The 16,252-nt window shown below is 65.2% G+C and carries 19 protein-coding genes; 12 read left to right on the top strand and 7 right to left on the bottom strand.

The window, feature by feature from the left end; genetic code table 11:
• Positions 1 to 158 precede the first annotated feature (158 nt).
• From KY389_RS07630 to KY389_RS07610, 5 genes are all read left to right on the top strand, one after another.
• Positions 159 to 731 carry a fasciclin domain-containing protein gene (locus tag KY389_RS07630; RefSeq protein WP_219830302.1) on the top strand — a complete coding sequence of 191 codons (573 nt, stop codon included), beginning with the start codon at positions 159 to 161 and terminating at the stop codon, positions 729 to 731.
• 266 nt (positions 732 to 997) lie between these two features.
• Positions 998 to 2,317, top strand: a complete 1,320-nt coding sequence (ugpB, locus tag KY389_RS07625) for a sn-glycerol-3-phosphate ABC transporter substrate-binding protein UgpB (protein ID WP_219830301.1) — start codon at positions 998 to 1,000, stop codon at positions 2,315 to 2,317.
• 88 nt (positions 2,318 to 2,405) lie between these two features.
• Positions 2,406 to 3,284, top strand: coding sequence for a sn-glycerol-3-phosphate ABC transporter permease UgpA (gene ugpA, locus KY389_RS07620; protein ID WP_219830300.1), 879 nt, complete (start codon positions 2,406 to 2,408; stop codon positions 3,282 to 3,284).
• The gene (gene ugpE / locus KY389_RS07615; RefSeq protein ID WP_219830299.1) at positions 3,284 to 4,132 is read left to right on the top strand and encodes a sn-glycerol-3-phosphate ABC transporter permease UgpE; all 849 of its coding nucleotides are present in this window, start codon (positions 3,284 to 3,286) and stop codon (positions 4,130 to 4,132) included. Before ugpA ends, ugpE begins: the two co-directional genes overlap by 1 nt.
• A gap of 1 nt (position 4,133) precedes the next feature.
• The gene (locus tag KY389_RS07610) at positions 4,134 to 5,141 is read left to right on the top strand and encodes a sn-glycerol-3-phosphate import ATP-binding protein UgpC (protein WP_219830298.1); all 1,008 of its coding nucleotides are present in this window, start codon (positions 4,134 to 4,136) and stop codon (positions 5,139 to 5,141) included.
• A gap of 62 nt (positions 5,142 to 5,203) precedes the next feature.
• On the opposite strand, the gene KY389_RS07605 is transcribed toward KY389_RS07610, so the two are convergent.
• From KY389_RS07605 to KY389_RS07590, 4 genes are read right to left on the bottom strand one after another with little or no spacing between them, the layout of a single operon-like run.
• A complete protein-coding gene (locus KY389_RS07605) occupies positions 5,204 to 6,421 on the bottom strand; it encodes an NAD(P)-dependent oxidoreductase (RefSeq protein ID WP_219830297.1) in 1,218 nt (405 codons plus the stop codon).
• The gene (locus KY389_RS07600; protein ID WP_219830296.1) at positions 6,418 to 6,750 is read right to left on the bottom strand and encodes a tRNA-binding protein; all 333 of its coding nucleotides are present in this window, start codon (positions 6,748 to 6,750) and stop codon (positions 6,418 to 6,420) included. Before KY389_RS07600 ends, KY389_RS07605 begins: the two co-directional genes overlap by 4 nt.
• Positions 6,747 to 7,562: a pyrroline-5-carboxylate reductase gene (proC, locus tag KY389_RS07595; RefSeq protein WP_219830295.1), complete on the bottom strand. Its 816-nt coding sequence runs from the start codon at positions 7,560 to 7,562 to the stop codon at positions 6,747 to 6,749. Before proC ends, KY389_RS07600 begins: the two co-directional genes overlap by 4 nt.
• A gap of 37 nt (positions 7,563 to 7,599) precedes the next feature.
• The gene (locus tag KY389_RS07590) at positions 7,600 to 8,103 is read right to left on the bottom strand and encodes a type III secretion system chaperone family protein (protein WP_219830294.1); all 504 of its coding nucleotides are present in this window, start codon (positions 8,101 to 8,103) and stop codon (positions 7,600 to 7,602) included.
• A 215-nt stretch (positions 8,104 to 8,318) separates the two neighbouring features.
• On the opposite strand from KY389_RS07590, the gene cobD reads away from it, so the two are divergent.
• The 5 genes from cobD to KY389_RS07565 all read left to right on the top strand — a co-directional run bounded on the left by cobD (position 8,319) and on the right by KY389_RS07565 (position 11,637).
• Positions 8,319 to 9,281, top strand: a complete 963-nt coding sequence (cobD, locus tag KY389_RS07585) for a threonine-phosphate decarboxylase CobD (protein ID WP_219830293.1) — start codon at positions 8,319 to 8,321, stop codon at positions 9,279 to 9,281.
• A gap of 31 nt (positions 9,282 to 9,312) precedes the next feature.
• Positions 9,313 to 9,801: a hypothetical protein gene (locus tag KY389_RS07580; protein ID WP_219830292.1), complete on the top strand. Its 489-nt coding sequence runs from the start codon at positions 9,313 to 9,315 to the stop codon at positions 9,799 to 9,801.
• Between the two features lie 58 nt (positions 9,802 to 9,859).
• Entirely contained in the window at positions 9,860 to 10,765 is a 906-nt protein-coding gene (ppk2, locus tag KY389_RS07575) for a polyphosphate kinase 2 (RefSeq protein WP_219830291.1), read from the top strand.
• Positions 10,766 to 10,859: 94 nt separating this feature from the next.
• On the top strand, positions 10,860 to 11,171 hold the full coding sequence (locus tag KY389_RS07570) for a DUF1330 domain-containing protein (RefSeq protein ID WP_219830290.1): 312 nt from the start codon (positions 10,860 to 10,862) through the stop codon (positions 11,169 to 11,171).
• 4 nt (positions 11,172 to 11,175) lie between these two features.
• The gene (locus KY389_RS07565; protein ID WP_219830289.1) at positions 11,176 to 11,637 is read left to right on the top strand and encodes a tellurite resistance TerB family protein; all 462 of its coding nucleotides are present in this window, start codon (positions 11,176 to 11,178) and stop codon (positions 11,635 to 11,637) included.
• On the opposite strand, the gene KY389_RS07560 is transcribed toward KY389_RS07565, so the two are convergent.
• The 3 genes from KY389_RS07560 to KY389_RS07550 are packed head-to-tail and all read right to left on the bottom strand — an operon-like array spanning position 11,634 to position 14,988.
• Positions 11,634 to 12,941: an NAD(P)/FAD-dependent oxidoreductase gene (locus KY389_RS07560; RefSeq protein WP_219830288.1), complete on the bottom strand. Its 1,308-nt coding sequence runs from the start codon at positions 12,939 to 12,941 to the stop codon at positions 11,634 to 11,636. The two genes, KY389_RS07565 and KY389_RS07560, sit on opposite strands and share 4 nt — an antisense overlap.
• Positions 12,938 to 14,293, bottom strand: coding sequence for a glutamine synthetase family protein (locus KY389_RS07555; protein WP_219830287.1), 1,356 nt, complete (start codon positions 14,291 to 14,293; stop codon positions 12,938 to 12,940). Before KY389_RS07555 ends, KY389_RS07560 begins: the two co-directional genes overlap by 4 nt.
• Entirely contained in the window at positions 14,290 to 14,988 is a 699-nt protein-coding gene (locus KY389_RS07550) for a type 1 glutamine amidotransferase (RefSeq protein WP_219830286.1), read from the bottom strand. The genes KY389_RS07555 and KY389_RS07550 overlap by 4 nt, the downstream gene beginning before the upstream one ends.
• 152 nt (positions 14,989 to 15,140) lie before the next feature.
• On the opposite strand from KY389_RS07550, the gene KY389_RS07545 reads away from it, so the two are divergent.
• Both KY389_RS07545 and KY389_RS07540 read left to right on the top strand, forming a co-directional pair.
• On the top strand, positions 15,141 to 15,641 hold the full coding sequence (locus KY389_RS07545) for a GNAT family N-acetyltransferase (RefSeq protein ID WP_219830285.1): 501 nt from the start codon (positions 15,141 to 15,143) through the stop codon (positions 15,639 to 15,641).
• A 5-nt stretch (positions 15,642 to 15,646) separates the two neighbouring features.
• Entirely contained in the window at positions 15,647 to 15,979 is a 333-nt protein-coding gene (locus KY389_RS07540; protein ID WP_219830284.1) for an MliC family protein, read from the top strand.
• Positions 15,980 to 16,252 lie beyond the last annotated feature (273 nt).

The raw sequence follows: 16,252 nt of genomic DNA, 5'->3' as shown, positions 1-16,252 counted from the left end.
TGCAGCCCGGGCGGGTCTTTTCATGCCGCTTGCCCTTGCCCGAGATCACGACGATGTCAACCCGAGTTGATCGGCAGCGAGGCAACTTTGCGTGGCCTTTTTCGTGGATAGGGACATCGGGCGACCGGATCGCCCGCCACCATGAATTGGAGGAAATCATGACCAATCGCTTCAAGACCCTCGGTGCCTCGATCCTTGCAACCAGCATGATGGTGGCCCTGCCGGCCATGGCTGACGATCATGCCAATCCCATGGTTGGCGGTGCCGAAATGCTGGCCGACCGCAACATCGTCGAGAACGCCGCGAACTCGGCCGACCACACCACGCTGGTCGCCGCGGTGCAGGCCGCCGATCTGGTCGATACGCTGGCCGGCGAAGGGCCGTTCACCGTCTTCGCCCCCGTCAACGCCGCCTTCGAGGCACTGCCCGACGGAACCGTCGAGTCGCTGTTGCAACCCGAAAACAAGGAACAGCTTCAGACCATTCTGACCTGCCATGTCGTTGCCGGTGACGTGCACGCCGCGCAAGTGGCCGAACTGATCGAGGCCGGCAACGGCGAGGCCGCGCTGGAAACGGTGGGCGGCTGCACCCTGACCGCCTCGCTGGCCGATGACGGCTCGGTCCAGATCACGGACGAGAACGGCAATGCCGCCACTGTCACCATCGCGGATGTGGATCAATCGAACGGCGTCATTCACGTCATCGACACGGTGCTGCTGCCCGCGTCGTGATGGGAAATCCCTCTGCCGCCGCCCCGCGGGGCGGCGGATTCAGCCCGCATCCCTTCAGGATGCGGGCTTTTTTTGCGTTTCGGCACATAAATTCCTTCGCATTGGCCGCAAGCCGGCGTCTCACGGAAAACTTGCGCGCAGGAACGAAAAACATTGACCGCCCGGTCTGGATTTCACATCACTGTCATATCTGTTTTGCGTGACCGTCGCACATTACCGCTAGGCGGAGCGCATCACGCAATCTCGAATGGGAGAAACGAGGGAACATGATCCGTTACAGCACAATATCGGCTCTCGCGCTGATTGCCTCGCTCGGGGCCGCAAAGGCTCAGACCACGGTCGAATGGTGGCATGCCATGGGCGGCGAGCTTGGTGCGAAACTCGAAGAGGTTGCGCAGAACTTCAATGACAGCCAGGACGAGTTCCGTGTCATGCCCTCCTACAAGGGCACCTATCCCGAGACGATGACTGCGGCCATTGCGGCGTTTCGCGCCAATCAGCAGCCCGCCATCGTGCAGGTCTTCGAGGTCGGCACCGGCACGATGATGGCCGCCGAGGGCGCGATCGTTCCCGTCCATCAGTTGATGGAAGAATATGGCGATGGCTTCGACCCGTCGATCTTCCTGCCGCAGGTCGTGGGCTATTACACCGACACGAATGGCAACATGCTGTCGATGCCGTTCAACAGCTCGACCCCGATCCTCTATTACAACAAGACCGTCTTCGAGGCGGCCGGCCTTGACCCCGAACAGCCGCCCCGGACCTGGCAGGAGCTGGAGCAGATGAGCCGCCAGATCATGGAATCCGGCGCGGCGCCCTGCGGCTTCACCAGCCAGTGGGTCAGCTGGATCCAGACCGAGAATTTCAGCGCCTGGCACAATCAGCCCATCGGCACCGGCGAGAATGGCTTTGCCGGTCTGGATTCGCGCCTGACGCTGAACGGTCCGGCGCAGGTGCGTCACTGGGGCAACCTGAAGCAATGGGCCGACGAGGGGCTGTTCCGCTATGGCGGCCCGGTCGGCGGCGACAACGCGCCTCCGGCGTTCTATGCGCAGGAATGTGTGATCTACATGGCCAGCTCGGCCGCACGCGCGGGCGTCATCGCCAACACGGAGGCCTTCGATCTGGGCTTCGGGATGCTGCCCTATTACGACGATATCGAGGGCGCGCCGCAGAACTCGATCATCGGTGGCGCGACGCTGTGGGTGCTGTCGGGCAAGTCGGATGACGAATACCGCGCCGTCGCGGCCTTCTTCGACTATCTGACCCAACCCGAGGTCCAGGCCGACTGGGCCGAGGCGACCGGCTATCTGCCGATCACCCAGGCCGCCTATGACCTCTCGGCCGAGCGGGGCTTCTACGCCGACAATCCCGGCGCGGAAACACCGATCCAGCAGATCACGCTGAACGAACCGACCGAGAACTCGAAGGGTCTGCGTTTCGGCAATTATGTCCAGATCCGCGGCATCATCGACGAGGAATTCGAACAGATGCTGTCGGGCGCCAAGGATGCCCAGGCCGCGCTGGACTCGGTCGTGGCGCGCGGCAACGATCTGATCGAGCAATTCCAGGCGCAGAACCAGTAATCTGCCCTTGATGATCGCAGGGGCCGCGCGACACCGCGCGGCCCCTGTTGGTCCGTTTTTCCATACCGCAACAAGGCCCGTCGCCCGGATGAAGCGCACGATATTCAACAGCCAGCTTCTGCCCTGGCTTCTGCTGGCCCCGCAACTGGCGATCACATTCATCTTCTTCCTGTGGCCCGCCGCCCAGGCCATCCGCCAGAGCTTTCTGCGCCAGGACGCCTTCGGCATCCGCACAACCTTTGTCGGGTTCGAGAACTTCCAGCGGCTGCTGAACAGCCCCGAATACCTGAACTCGCTGCAGGTGACGGCAGTGTTCGCAGTCTCGGTAACGCTGCTTTCGATGGGCTTCGCGCTGATTCTGGCCGTGGCGGTGGACCGGATGATCCGGTCATCGCGCATCTATACGACCGCGCTGGTCTGGCCCTATGCGGTGGCGCCTGCCGTGGCGGGAATCCTGTGGTGGTTCATCTTCAACCCGACCGTTGGGATCATGCCCTATGTGCTGGGGCAGCTGGGATACAACTGGAATCACATCAGCAACCCGGGTGACGCGATGACATTGGTCGTGATCGCCAGTGCCTGGAAGCAGATCAGCTACAACTTCCTGTTTTTCCTGGCCGGGTTGCAGGCCATCCCGAACAGCCTGCGCGAGGCCGCCGCCATCGACGGCGCGGGCCCGGTGCGGCGCTTCTTCGATATCACCTTCCCTCTGTTGTCGCCCACGACCTTCTTCCTGCTGGTCGTCAACATCGTCTATGCCATGTTCGACACCTTCGCCGTGATCGACACCACGACGCGGGGCGGGCCGGCGCAGGCCACGAACATCCTGGTTTACAAGGTCTATTTCGACGGCTTCGTGGGGCAGAACATGGGCAGTTCGGCAGCGCAGTCCGTCTTCCTTATGCTGATCGTGACGGTGCTGACCGTGATCCAGTTCCGCTTCATCGAGAAGAAGGTGGCCTATTGATGATCGAGAACCGCCCCGGCCTTCATCTGGCCGCCCATCTTCTGCTGATCTTCGGCGTCTGCGTCGTCGCGCTGCCGGTCTGGGTGGCCTTCGTCGCATCGACCCACGGACCCACGGCCTTCATGTCGGGCACGATTCCGATGTGGCCCGGCCCGCATCTGGTGGAGAATTACAGCCGGATGCTGGACAGCGGGCTCTCGACCAGCGGCACGCCCGCGGTCGGGCACATGATGATGAACAGCCTCATCATGGCCATGTGCATCGCCGTTGGAAAGATCGTCATATCGGTCACATCGGCCTTTGCCATCGTCTATTTCCGCTTTCCCTTCCGCGGCCTGGCCTTCTGGTGCATCTTCGTCACGCTGATGCTGCCGGTCGAAGTGCGGATCGTGCCGACCTTTCAGGTCGTGGCCGATCTTGGGATGCTGAACAGCTATGCGGGCCTGACGATTCCCCTGATCGCATCGGCGACAGCCACGTTCCTGTTCCGGCAGGTCTTCCTGACCATCCCGGACGAGCTGACCGAGGCCGCACGCATCGACGGCGCGGGTCCGATGAAGTTCTTCCGCGACATCCTGCTGCCCCTGTCGCGCACCAATATTGCGGCGCTCTTCGTGATCCTGTTCATCTATGGCTGGAACCAGTATCTGTGGCCGCTGCTGATCACGACCAGCGCCGATTACTACACCATCGTAGCCGGCATCCGCCGCATGGCTGACGCCGTGGACGGTCTGCCGCAATGGCATCTTGTCATGGCGACAGCCATGCTGGCGATGATCCCGCCCGTTCTGGTGGTGATCTTCATGCAGCGCCTGTTCGTCAAAGGCCTCGTCGAGACGGAGAAATAACGTGGCGTCCATCACCCTTCACAATCTGGGCAAGCTTTATGCCGGCGGCAGCCGCGCGGTGGGGGACGTGAATCTCGACATCGCGGATGGTGAGTTCATCGTGCTGGTCGGCCCCTCGGGCTGTGGCAAGTCCACGCTGTTGCGTATGGTCGCGGGCCTCGAGGAGATTTCCGAGGGCGAGGTCCGCATCGGCGACCGCGTCGTGAACAAGCTGGAGCCGGCCGAACGCGACATCGCCATGGTGTTCCAGAACTACGCGCTCTATCCGCATATGTCGGTGCGCCAGAACCTGGCCTATGGCCTGAAAAACCGCGGCACCCCCAAGGCCGAGATCGAACGCCGCGTCAACGAGGCGGCCGAGATCCTGCAGATCGGCCCCTTCCTCGACCGCAAGCCCCGCGCCCTGTCGGGCGGACAGCGCCAGCGCGTCGCGATGGGCCGGGCCATCGTGCGCGAGCCGGCCGCCTTCCTGTTCGACGAGCCGCTGTCGAACCTTGATGCCAAGCTGCGTGTCGCCATGCGGCTTGAAATCAAGCAGTTGCAGAAGCGTCTGGCCACGACCTCGATCTATGTGACGCATGATCAGCTCGAGGCGATGACCCTGGCCGACCGGCTGGTGGTGCTGAACGGCGGCAAGGTCGAACAGATCGGGACGCCGCTTGAGGTCTATCGCCGCCCGGCCTCGGCCTTTGTGGCGGGCTTCATCGGCAGCCCCGCAATGAACCTGATCGACAGCCGCGCCGTGCCGCATCTACCGGGCACCGCCCATGCCGGCATGGTCGGCATCCGCCCCGAGGATCTGACCCTTGCACCGGACGGACCGATCGAGATGCAGGTTCTGGCCATCGAGGAACTGGGCGCGCAGCGTCTGGTCCATGGCACGACGGGCGGCGAGAAGCTGACCATCGCGCTGCCGCCGGAAGGGTCGATCCCCGACAGCCTGCGCCTGTCCTATCGCCCGGACGCGCTGCACCTGTTCGACCGGAAAACCGGCAAGCGCATCAACTGATACGCAAACACTGACACGCAAAAGGGCGCCCGGCGGGCGCCCTTTCCGTTCATGTCCGGCGATCAGCGGTCGCGGAAATGGTCGTCGATGTGCTTCTCGGCCTCGTTCCTCGTCCAGCCGTATTTTTCTTGCAGCTTGCCGGCCAGCTTGTCCTTGTTGCCGTCGATCACATCCAGTTCGTCATCAGTCAGCTCGCCCCATTTTTCCTTGACCGAACCTTTGAGCTGTTTCCACTTGCCTTGGATGATATCCCAGTTCATGTCTGTCTCCTGCAATTCCTGCGTGATATGCAGAGACAACGACGAGGGCTGCGCACCGGTTCCCTGCCGCGGCGGCAATACCGGGTCGCGCAGCGGGCGACCCTCGGCATGGGCGATCAGGTTTTCCAGCGCGCGCAGGGCCATGCCTGTTCTGACCTCCTCCGTGGCGGTGCCCAGATGCGGCAGCAGCGTCGTGTTGGGCGCGGCGATCAGCGCGGGCGGCACATGCGGCTCGGCGGCATAGACATCAAGGCCCGCGCCCGCGATCCTGCCCGTTTCCAGCGCGGCGATCAGCGCGGGCTCGTCCACCACATCGCCCCGTGCAATATTGATCAGAACCGAGTTGGGACCAAGCGCGGCCAGTTCCGTCTCTCCGATCATGCCCCGCGTTTCCTCTCCGCCCGGCACGGCGATCACCGCCACATCGCTGGCGCGCAGCAATTCGTGCAGGTCGCGGATGCGCTGCGCGGGAATGTCCAGCGCCGAGACGGCCGAGCGGTTGAAGAACATCACCTCCATCCCGAAGCCCAGATGACAACGCCGGGCAATGGCCTTGCCGATCCGGCCCATGCCGATGATCCCGACCCGCCGTCCCGTGACATCGCGGCCCAGAAGCTGCGTCGGGTTCCAGCCCTCCCAGGCCCCGGAGCGCAGGATGCGTTCGCCCTCGGAGGCGCGGCGCAAAGTCATCAGGATCAGCGCCATCGCCAGATCCGCAGTGGCGTCGGTCACGACATCGGGCGTATTGGTGACGGTCACACCCGCCGCATGGGCCGCCGCGATGTCGATATGATTGTAGCCCGCGCCGAAATTGGCCAGAATCCGGCAGCGCAGCGGCCCCTCGAAGGCCGCCGCCGTGAAGGCATCGCCAAGCGTCGGAATGATCGCGTCGTAATCGCGCATCGCCTGCGCGGCCCCGGCTTCGGTCAGCGGATCATTGCCGCGAAAGGTCGCGTCGAAGCGCGCGTTGATCGCCGCCGTCGCGCGTTCGGTCATCGGGCGCGTCACCAGCAGCTTCAATAGAGCCTCCCGCCATTCGGCACGTCCAGATCGGGGCGGATCAGCACGACCTCGCCTTCGGCGTCGGGCACCCCCAGCACCAGAACCTCGGAGCGGACCGGGCCGATCTGACGCGGCGGAAAGTTCACCACGCACAGGACCTGCTTGCCGATCAGCGTCTCGGGCGCGTAATGCCGCGTGATCTGGGCCGATGATTTCCGCTCGCCCAGATCGCCCAGATCCAGCCACAGCTTGATGGCAGGCTTGCGCGCCTCGGGGAAGGGTTCGGCGCGGGTGATCCTCGCCACGCGGATATCGACCTTGAGGAAATCGTCGAAGCTGATCGTCATGCCTCGCCCCGGCCAAGCTGGCGACCGCGTTCGGTCGCGGCGGCGATGGTGCGCGCCATCAGGGGCTTCAAGCCGCGTTCGGCATCCATCAGCTCGCGCAGCCCCGCCGCTGTGGTGCCGCCGGGCGAGGTGACGTTCTCACGCAGCCTTGCGGGGTCTTCGTCCTCGTGAATGGCCAGGGCGCCCGCCCCCGCGACGGTCGCCCGCGCCAGATCCAGCGCCAGGTGGGGGGCCAGGCCCTGCGCCTCGCCCGCAGCGGCCATCGCCTCGATCATGTGAAATACATAGGCCGGGCCGCTGCCCGACAGGGCGGTGACGGCGTCCATCTGATCCTCGGAGTCCAGCCGCACGACACGGCCCACGGCGGACATCAGCAATTCGGCCAGCGCAAGCTCGCCTTCCCCGGCGCGCGCATTGCCGATCATGGCCGAAATCCCCTGCCCGATGGCGGCGGGTGTGTTGGGCATGACCCGCACGATGGGCACACCGGGAAAGGCCGCCTCGAAAGCCCCGATCCTGGTGCCGGCGGCGACCGAGACGACCAGCGTATCGGTCAGGCGTGGCATCTGGCCAAGCGCATCGGCCATCATCTGCGGCTTGACGGCCAGGACCAGCACCGCCGGGCTGTCGGGCAGGTCGGCATTCACCCGCAGGCCCTTGTCCTGCCATTCGGGCGCAAGCCTCGGGTCGATCACCGTCACCGCGCCCGGATTCAGGCCGCGCGCCAGCCAGCCTTTCAGCATCGCGCCGCCCATCCGGCCACAGCCGACCAGCACCAGCCCGCGCCGGTTGATCTCGTCGAAATCGCTCATCTTTCCCCCCGCATCGACTCGGGGGTGGGCACCCCCGTCAGGCGCGACCGTAGGTTTCGCCCAAAGCGATGTCCAGCGCAGCGGCGGGGCTGCTGTTGCCCCAGGCGACCAGTTGAAACGAGGGGTAGAACCGCTCGCAGGCCATCAGCGCATTGCCGATCATCTGGTCGATCTGCTCGGCCGAGGCGATGGCGTCGCCCGCCAGGACCAGCCCGTAGCGCCAGACCATCAGCCGCTGCTGCGCCCAGAGCGTGAAGCCGCCGTCCCAGACCTGATCATTGGCCAGGTTCAGCGTCTCATACAGCGCGGCCATCCGGTCCGAGGGCGGGTCCATGTCGAAGGTGCAGATCAGGCGCAGCACCTCTTCGCGCGCCGACCAGGCCAGCGTCAGGGAATAGCTGCGCCATTGCCCTTCGACGACCATGGCGATCTGGTCGTCGGCCACGCGGTCGAAATCCCAGTCGTGATGAGTGGCCACAGCTTCGACGATGTCGATGGGGTGGATTTCATCGCTGGCGATATAGTGGTCGGTCTGTGCCATGCCTGCCTTGTCCTTCGCCGGATGCGGTTCTGCTGCCGCTAGCCTTATGGCAACGCCGCTAGATCAGGCGGGGTCGCCGGAATGTTCTTACCATATATCGTGTGCGGCTTTCCGTCGGGTGTAAAGTAAAATTTCGTTAACGCATTGCCTGTGGACAGATTGCGTCCTAGCAGCAGGGGCTGTGCATAACCCAGAGCAAGAGCAGGATCGCAGGGATGAAGCGGGATCATGGAGGCGATCTGGACGTGGCGCGGGCGCGCTTTGGCGGCGATGACTGGATCGACTTGTCCACAGGAATCAACCGCAACCCCTGGCCGGTTCCGTCGCTCTCGGCCCAAAGCTGGACCGCACTGCCGGGGCTTGAGGCCGAATCGCGCCTGATCCAAGAGGCCGCGTCCTGGTTCGGCTGCCCGCCCGATCACGTCCTGCCGATGGCAGGTGCGACGGCGGCCATCCAGGCCCTGCCCCGCCTGGACCGCCCCGGTCGCGCGGCAATCCTGTGGCCCAGCTACAACGAACACGGCGCCAGCCTTGCAGCGGCGGGATGGCAGGTCACGCGCCTGGCCGATCCGCACCAGATGCAAGGCGCCGATCTGGCCGTGGTGGTGAATCCCAACAATCCCGATGGCCGCGAATGGCCGCCCGAGGCTCTGGCCCGGCTGGCCGCCAAGGTCGGACGCCTCATCGTGGATGAAAGCTTCGCCGATCCGCGCCCCGACCTGTCTCTGGCCCGCGCCATCCCGGACAACGCCGTGATCCTGCGCAGTTTCGGCAAGTTCTGGGGTCTGGCGGGGCTGCGCCTGGGGTTTGCTCTGGCGCGCCCCGAAACCCTGGACGCCCTGCGCCAGATTGCGGGCCCTTGGTCCGTCAGCGGCCCCGCGTTGGAGATCGGCGCCCTGGCGATGGCCGACCGTGCCTTTGCGGACGAGACGATCGTCTATCACAGCGAGGCCGGTCTGTGGCTGGACATCCAGGCGTCGCGCGCGGGCTGGGATTGTGTGGGCGGCACGCATCTCTTCCGGCTTTACGCAACCCCCGACGCAGGCGCCGCACAGGACAGGCTGGCTCGCGCCCGGATCTGGTCGCGGCGTTTTCCGTGGTCGGGCCGCTGGCTGCGTCTTGGCATCCCCGGCTCGCGCGAGGAACGCGACCGCGTGGCCGATGCGTTGCGCGGCTGACAAACTTCTCTTCGGCAGGCAGGATGGTGGCATGACCGTAAAGCTCTTGTTCATCCTTTCCGCGCTGGCCCTGACGCTGTCGCCGCAAAAGGCTGCGGCCGATGCGGCGCTGATCATCCTGGACCAAAGGCTATTGCCCTTTGAACTGGGGCCGGGCCACCCGGCCAACAGCCCGACCCGACCCGGCAATGCGCCCCATGCCGCGTGGAATTCAGGTGCAAACACCGCGAATGGCACATCGGTCTGGCAAAACCGCCCCACGAACCCCGCGAACGAAAACCGGCTGATCCTGACCGCACATGGCGACGTTCTGGGCTATTACGCGCCGAATGCGGGGGGCGTGCTGAACCTCTTCGACGTGAACGGGCGGCGCGTCGCCTATCGCCCTGCGCGGGGGACGAAAAGCCTGTTCTCGACCTCGGGGCAATGGTGCGGCACGGTGGACAACCCGCGCGGCGGGGGCATGGTGCTGGCGATGACGCCGGAATGCGCGCGGCTTTTCGCCGGGCACGGGGGCTGACGCAAAACCGTTACCATAGCGCCTTACCAAGCCGCAAACCCCTGTGCAGGAGACAAGGATGGACGACAGCGCCAAGGATTGGCTGGCCGCCGAACTGCAAGAGACGCTGGACGAAGATGTCGAGATCGAGCTTGAGGATGCCGTCCTCTCGGAGGAGATCCGGCGCATCTATCGCAGCCATCACCCCGACCAGATGGACCGCAAGCTTTACTTCACCGAGCTTTTGCGGCTGCAATCCGAACTGATCCGGCTGCAGGACTGGGTCAGCCATCACAAGGAAAAGGTCGTCGTCATCTTCGAGGGTCGAGACAGCGCCGGAAAGGGCGGTGCGATAAAGCGCATCACGCAGCGGCTGAACCCCCGCGTGGCGCGTGTCGTCGCCCTGCCCGCGCCATCGGACCGCGAAAAGACGCAATGGTATTTCCAGCGCTATGTCCCCCACCTGCCGGCAGGGGGCGAGATCGTGCTGTTCGACCGCAGCTGGTATAACCGCGCGGGCGTCGAGCGCGTGATGGGCTTTGCGACCGAAGATCAGGTCGAACAGTTCTTTCAGGACGTGCCCGAATTTGAACGAATGCTGGTGCGTTCGGGCATCAGGCTGGTCAAATACTGGTTCTCGATCACAGATGAAGAGCAACAGATGCGTTTTCTCATGCGCATCCACGACCCGCTGAAACAGTGGAAGCTGTCGCCGATGGACCTGCAATCCCGTGTCCGGTGGGAGGCCTATACCAAGGCCAAGGAAGAGATGTTCGAGCGCACGAACATCCCCGAGGCGCCGTGGTATATCGTGCCGGGCAACGACAAGAAGCGCGCCCGGCTGAACTGCATCAGCCACCTTCTGGACCAGATCCCCTATGAGGAGGTGCCGCACGAGCCGATCTCGCTGCCCCAGCGGGTGTTCAACCCCGATTACGAACGCGAGGTGCTGCCGCGCGAGCTTTACGTCCCGCAACGCTACTAGGGGCGGCAACTTCGCGCGGTTGCGGAACGCGCGCAGGGGCGTCACCGTTGTCGGATCGGCGGGTCATCTCCGGCTCGCCCGACCCGGAGGAACCATGCCCAAGCGCCATTGGATCGCGCATGTGACGATCGACGACCCCGCCGCCCATGACCCCTGTCGCGCGGCCAAGACGGCAGCCTTCGCTGGATACGGCGCGCGTTTTCTCCAGCGCGCCGAGCCACAGGAAGCGGTCGAGGGCACGGCCCGCCCCCGCAGCGTGGTGATCGGGTTTCCCGGCGTCAAGGCGGCCCGCGCCCGCTATCACGGTTCCGCCTGGCCGGCAGGCAGGGTGCTGCGCGCTCTGGTCCCGGTCGCAGATGTGCTAATCGTCGAAGGCTGCGCCGTGGGCGGGAACGGGGGCCGCTAGCGCGATGTTCAGGGATCTTCTCAACCGCCTGATGGGCGACACGCCGCCCGCCCCGCCTCTTCGGGGCGAGGATGCGGAACTGGCCATCGCCGCACTTCTGGTGCGGGTGGCGCGCGCCGACGATCACTATGACGAAGCCGAGCGCAGGCGCATAGACCGCGTTCTGGCCTGCCGCCGTGGGCTGACCCCGCAAGAGGCCGCTGCCCGCCGCCTTCAGGCCGAAGAAATCGAGGCCGAGGCTGCCGACACGGTCCGCTTTACCCGCCAGATCAAGGACCGCATCGCGCTGGAGGATCGCGCGGGCATTCTGGCCGCCATGTGGGAGGTTGCCTATGCCGACAACACGCGCGGCCCGGACGAGGAAAGCCTGATCCGCCTGGTCGCGGGGCTTCTGGGTGTGACCGACCGCGAGAACGGCCAGATCCGCCTGCAGGTGCTGGATCGGATGGGCCTGCCCCGCGATTAGAACCCCAGCCGGTCGCGCAGCCCATACCACGCCATGCCTGCCACCAGCAGCGGCTGACGCAGCATCGCGCCGCCCGGAAAAGGCCGCACCGGTACCGAGGCCATCACGTCAAAGCGTTCCGCCTGCCCCGCAACGGCTTCGGCCATCAGGCGTCCGGCCAGATGGGCCAGCGCGACGCCATGGCCGGAAAAGCCGCTGGCCGACAGGCAGTTCGGCGCAGGCCGGGCGAAACAGGGCATCCGGTTCATGGTGATGGCCAGCGTGCCGCCCCAGGCATGAGTCAGTTCGACCCCGTCAAGCTGGGGATAGACCGCCAGCAGATGCGGGCGAACGACGGCGGCGATATCGCGGGGAAAACGATAGGTCACGGTCTCGCCGCCGCCAAAGACCAGCCGTCGCTGATCATCCAGCCGCCAGTAGTTCACGACGAATTTCGTGTCGGCCACCGCGATCCGTTCGGGCAGGATCTCGGGGAAGTCATCGCCAAGGGGGCGGGTTGCGACGATGTAGTTGTTGATCGGCATGACGCGGGCCGCGATGCCGCGGTCAAGGCTGCCCAGATAGCCGTTACACGCCAGGATCACATGATCGGCGCGCAGCGTGCCTTGGTCCGTGATGATCCGGCTGGCCTGGCCTGCGCGGGAGGCATGGTCGATCCGCGCGACCTCGGAGCGTTCATGGATGACCGCGCCCGCCGCCTCGGCCAGACGGGCCAGGCCCAGCACCAATGACAGGGGCTGCACATGCCCCGCGCCCCGGTCCAGATCGCCGCCCTCATAGGCCGCGCTTCCAAGCGCATGGGCCAGCGCGTCACGGTCCAGCATCTCGACATGAGGGTAGTCGTAGCGGGCGGCAAGGTGGTCGGCCATCTGGCGGGCATGGTCGATCTCGGTCCGGTTGCGGCACGCATGGGCGATGCCTTCGCGGACCGGAACGCCCGCCTCGGAAGCGATCTGGCGGGTCAGGGCCTTGGCTTCTTCGGCCAGATCCCAAAGGCGGCGCGCCATCTGCGGACCAAGCCGCGCCTCCAGCCAATCCACATCCTGCCGCTGGCCGCTGCCGATCTGCCCGCCATTGCGTCCCGACGCGCCAAAGCCCACGCGCTGCGCCTCGAGAACGACCACCCGATAGCCGCGCCGCGCCAGATGCAGCGCCGCCGACAGCCCGGTATAGCCCGCCCCGACCACCGCGACATCGGCCCGCGCCTCGCCCATCAGCGAGGGTCGCAGATCCGCTGTCACCTCGGCGGCATAGAGGCTGGGCGGATAGGCGCCGGGCCGGTCGTTCAGATGCAGAAGGTTCATACGTTCAACAGCAGATGCTCGCGTTCCCACGGACTGATGACCTGCAGGAACTCCTTGTATTCCAGCCGCTTGACCGCCTCGTAAACGGCGCAGAACTCACCGCCCAGAACCTCGCGCACGCGTTCGCTTTCCGACAGAAGGTCCAGGGCATCACCCAGATTATAGGGCAGTTCGTCCTCGGACATATAGGCGTCGCCAAGACATTCGGCGCGCGGATTCTCGGCCTCGATCAGGCCCAGATAGCCGCAGGCCAGACTGGCCGCGATGCCCAGATAGGGGTTGCAATCCATCCCCGCCAGCCGGTTTTCCAGACGCCGCGCTTCGGGGCCAGAGACCGGCACGCGCAGGCCGGTCGTGCGGTTGTCGCGGCCCCATTCCAGATTGATCGGCGCCGCGAAGTCCGGGACATAGCGGCGATAGCTGTTCACATAGGGGGCCAACAGCGCGATCACGGCCGGCAGGTGCCGCTGCATCCCGGCAATGAAATGCAGAAAGGCCGGCGTCTCGCGCCCTTGGTCGTCCGAGAACAGGTTCCGCCCGGTCGCCATGTCCACGACCGAATGGTGGATATGCATGGCGCTGCCAGGCTCGTTCTCGATGGGCTTGGCCATGAAGGTGGCAAAGCAGTCATGGCGCAGCGCGGCCTCGCGGATGAGACGCTTGAAATAGAAGATCTCGTCTGCCAGCGCCACCGGATCGCCGTGATTGAGGTTGATCTCGACCTGGCCCGCACCGCCCTCCTGCAGGATGCCGTCGATCTCGAAGCCCTGCGCCTCGGCGAAATCGTAGATATCGTCGATGACCTTGCCGTATTCGTCCACTGCCGACATGGAATAGGCCTGCCGGGCCGCCGCACGACGGCCTGTGCGGCCCATGGGCGGGATGATCGGCTGGTTGGGGTCGATGTTGCGCGCGACCAGGAAAAACTCCATCTCGGGGGCGACAACGGGCTTCCAGCCGCGCTCTTCATACAGGCGCACGACGCGCTTGAGCACGTTGCGCGGCGCGATCGGCACAGGATTGCCCTGTTGATCCATCACGTCGTGGATGATCTGCACGGTCCAGTCCGCCGTCCATGGCGCGGCCGTGGCGGTCGAGTAATCGGGCGTCAGGATCATGTCGGGTTCGGTGAAGGCGCCCGTGGGGTTATCGGCCCACCCCCCCGTGATCGTCTGCAGAAAGATCGAGTTCGGCAGGTAGAACCGTTCCTGCCGCGCGAACTTCGAGGCCGGCATCGCCTTGCCCCGCGCCACGCCCGCGATGTCGGCGACGATACATTCCACTTCGTCGAGCCGCCGGCCCGCCATGAAGTCGCGCACCGCCTGCGGGGCCTTCTGAGTCCAGTCGCTCATGCCGCGCCCTCCTGCAGGACGCGGGGCGCCTTGAAGAACGCTTCGATCCTGTCGGCCAGCAGCGCCGAATCCTTGGGCGTGCCCATGCGGCGCCCCGCCCCGTCCAGCAGATCGTCCGGCACGATTCCCTTGGCGCGCGTTTCCATCAGCCCGCGGATGAAATCATCGGTGAATTCGGGATGGGCCTGCACGGTCAAGGCGCGGTCGTCATAGATCAGCGCCGCGGCCTGGCAGTGGGCATTGCGCGCGATGACACGGGCGCCCGGAGGCAGATCGACGACCTGATCCTGATGCCAGGCGTTCAAGGTCAAGGTCTGGCCGTCGAAATCGTAATCCTGTGTGCCGACCGCCCAGCCACCCGGATATTTCACGACGCGCCCGCCCAGGGCCTGCGCGATGATCTGATGACCGAAGCAGATGCCGACCAGCGGCACGCCCGCCCCATAGGCGCGGCGGATGAACGCCTCAAGCGGCGGGATGAAGGCGTGATCTTCATAGACACCGTGGCGCGAGCCCGTCAGAAGCCAGCCATCCGCGTCATGAACGTCGTCGGGAAAGTCCATGGCCTCGACATGCCAGGTGTTGAACTCGAATCCCCGACCGCCCAGAAGTTGAATGAACATGTCGGGGTAGTCGCCGAGCCTGTCCTTGAGCGGCGCGGGCGACTGGCCGCATTGGAGGATGCCGATACGCATGAATGCCCCTGCTGTTGCGGTATGGAAGCAAGGTAGCCACGCGGGCCGGGGGGCCGCAAGGGGTTGGCCTCGCTTTTGCAAGGGCTTTGACGGACTGGACCTGGTGGCACCAAAGGGCTAGGCTTGCCGCGTCAGCAACCGTCAAGCGCGCCATGACCTATCCCCAGCCCTCTCTGCCGCCACTCCCGCAGGGCGTGACGATCCAGGCCGAACCGCCCAGCGCAACCGGACTGGATCTGCTGTTTCTGCGTCACCATCAGGCGATGCATGCCGATACGCCGCCCGAATCGATTCACATGATGCCGCGCGAGGCGCTGGCTTCGCGGGACATCGCCTTCTTCGTGCTGCGACAGGGGAACGAGCCGCTGGCGATGGGCGCACTCAGCGATCTGGGCGGCGGTCTGGCCGAGATCAAATCGATGCATGTGCTGGCGGAAGCGCGCGGCCGCGGCCTGTCGCGGCTGCTGCTGCGTCACATGATCGCCATTGCCCGCCAGAGGGGGTTCTCGCGTCTCTCGCTGGAAACCGGCGCGCAGCCCAGCTTTGCCCCCGCGCGCAAGCTGTATGCAAGCGAGGGCTTCGTCGAATGCCCGCCCTTCGCGGATTACCGTCCCGACCCCAATTCGACCTTCATGACCTTGGCGCTGGACTGACCCCGATGCGCCCTGCCCTTGCCGCCCTGTTCCTGCTGCTGCCGTTGGCTGCCTTGGCCGAGACCCCGGACTTGCAGCGCGTTACCTATGAATGCGAACGCGGCGTGACGCTGCCCGTCATCTACGTGAATGGCCCCGATGAGCATGCCCAGGCCGTCGCCTGGATAGAGGGTGGGTTGCGTATCCTGCGGATCGCCCGCTCGGCATCCGGCGCGCGCTACCGCGAGGGTGAGGCCGGATACGAAATCTGGGGCAAGGGCGACATGGCCGTGCTGTCTTACGGACCCGAAGATGCACAAACCGTCCTGCTGTCGCAATGCCGCGCACTGCCCGGCTGATATGGCCCTGCACGCCATGCGGCTTGGGCTTTGAACGCCCGGCGCCATGGAAGCGACAGGCAATCCTCCGTGGCTCGACTGGATGGAGCGATAGAGCCGGGTCGTCCAAGCGTTGACCCGGGGGTTGCAGGAGTTCAGGAGTTATAGGAAGATGGCAGGAATATCGGCGACCTGCCCCTGTTTTAGGGCCACTCGCAAGTCGAGTTTGTTCTCTTTTTGTGTGCCATTATTCGGCGGCGTGAGCAATGGGCGCAGGCGCGAAGCCATCAATCA

It is taken from the genome of Paracoccus bogoriensis (assembly GCF_019431455.1).
In the GTDB taxonomy this organism is placed as follows: Bacteria; Pseudomonadota; Alphaproteobacteria; order Rhodobacterales; family Rhodobacteraceae; genus Paracoccus; species Paracoccus bogoriensis.
The sequence above is the reverse complement of the archived record's forward strand: the minus strand, read 5'-3'. Positions and strand labels throughout refer to the sequence as shown.

Excerpts from the sequence above, each read along its gene's own strand:
- KY389_RS07630 (WP_219830302.1), top strand. The coding sequence starts at position 159 with ATGACCAATCGCTTCAAGACCCTCGGTGCCTCGATCCTTGCAACCAGC.
- ugpB (WP_219830301.1), top strand. The coding sequence starts at position 998 with ATGATCCGTTACAGCACAATATCGGCTCTCGCGCTGATTGCCTCGCTC.
- ugpA (WP_219830300.1), top strand. The coding sequence starts at position 2,406 with ATGAAGCGCACGATATTCAACAGCCAGCTTCTGCCCTGGCTTCTGCTG.
- ugpE (WP_219830299.1), top strand. The coding sequence starts at position 3,284 with ATGATCGAGAACCGCCCCGGCCTTCATCTGGCCGCCCATCTTCTGCTG.
- KY389_RS07600 (WP_219830296.1), bottom strand. The coding sequence starts at position 6,750 with ATGACGATCAGCTTCGACGATTTCCTCAAGGTCGATATCCGCGTGGCG.
- proC (WP_219830295.1), bottom strand. The coding sequence starts at position 7,562 with ATGAGCGATTTCGACGAGATCAACCGGCGCGGGCTGGTGCTGGTCGGC.
- KY389_RS07590 (WP_219830294.1), bottom strand. The coding sequence starts at position 8,103 with ATGGCACAGACCGACCACTATATCGCCAGCGATGAAATCCACCCCATC.
- cobD (WP_219830293.1), top strand. The coding sequence starts at position 8,319 with ATGAAGCGGGATCATGGAGGCGATCTGGACGTGGCGCGGGCGCGCTTT.
- KY389_RS07580 (WP_219830292.1), top strand. The coding sequence starts at position 9,313 with ATGACCGTAAAGCTCTTGTTCATCCTTTCCGCGCTGGCCCTGACGCTG.
- ppk2 (WP_219830291.1), top strand. The coding sequence starts at position 9,860 with ATGGACGACAGCGCCAAGGATTGGCTGGCCGCCGAACTGCAAGAGACG.
- KY389_RS07570 (WP_219830290.1), top strand. The coding sequence starts at position 10,860 with ATGCCCAAGCGCCATTGGATCGCGCATGTGACGATCGACGACCCCGCC.
- KY389_RS07565 (WP_219830289.1), top strand. The coding sequence starts at position 11,176 with ATGTTCAGGGATCTTCTCAACCGCCTGATGGGCGACACGCCGCCCGCC.
- KY389_RS07560 (WP_219830288.1), bottom strand. The coding sequence starts at position 12,941 with ATGAACCTTCTGCATCTGAACGACCGGCCCGGCGCCTATCCGCCCAGC.
- KY389_RS07555 (WP_219830287.1), bottom strand. The coding sequence starts at position 14,293 with ATGAGCGACTGGACTCAGAAGGCCCCGCAGGCGGTGCGCGACTTCATG.
- KY389_RS07550 (WP_219830286.1), bottom strand. The coding sequence starts at position 14,988 with ATGCGTATCGGCATCCTCCAATGCGGCCAGTCGCCCGCGCCGCTCAAG.
- KY389_RS07545 (WP_219830285.1), top strand. The coding sequence starts at position 15,141 with ATGACCTATCCCCAGCCCTCTCTGCCGCCACTCCCGCAGGGCGTGACG.
- KY389_RS07540 (WP_219830284.1), top strand. The coding sequence starts at position 15,647 with ATGCGCCCTGCCCTTGCCGCCCTGTTCCTGCTGCTGCCGTTGGCTGCC.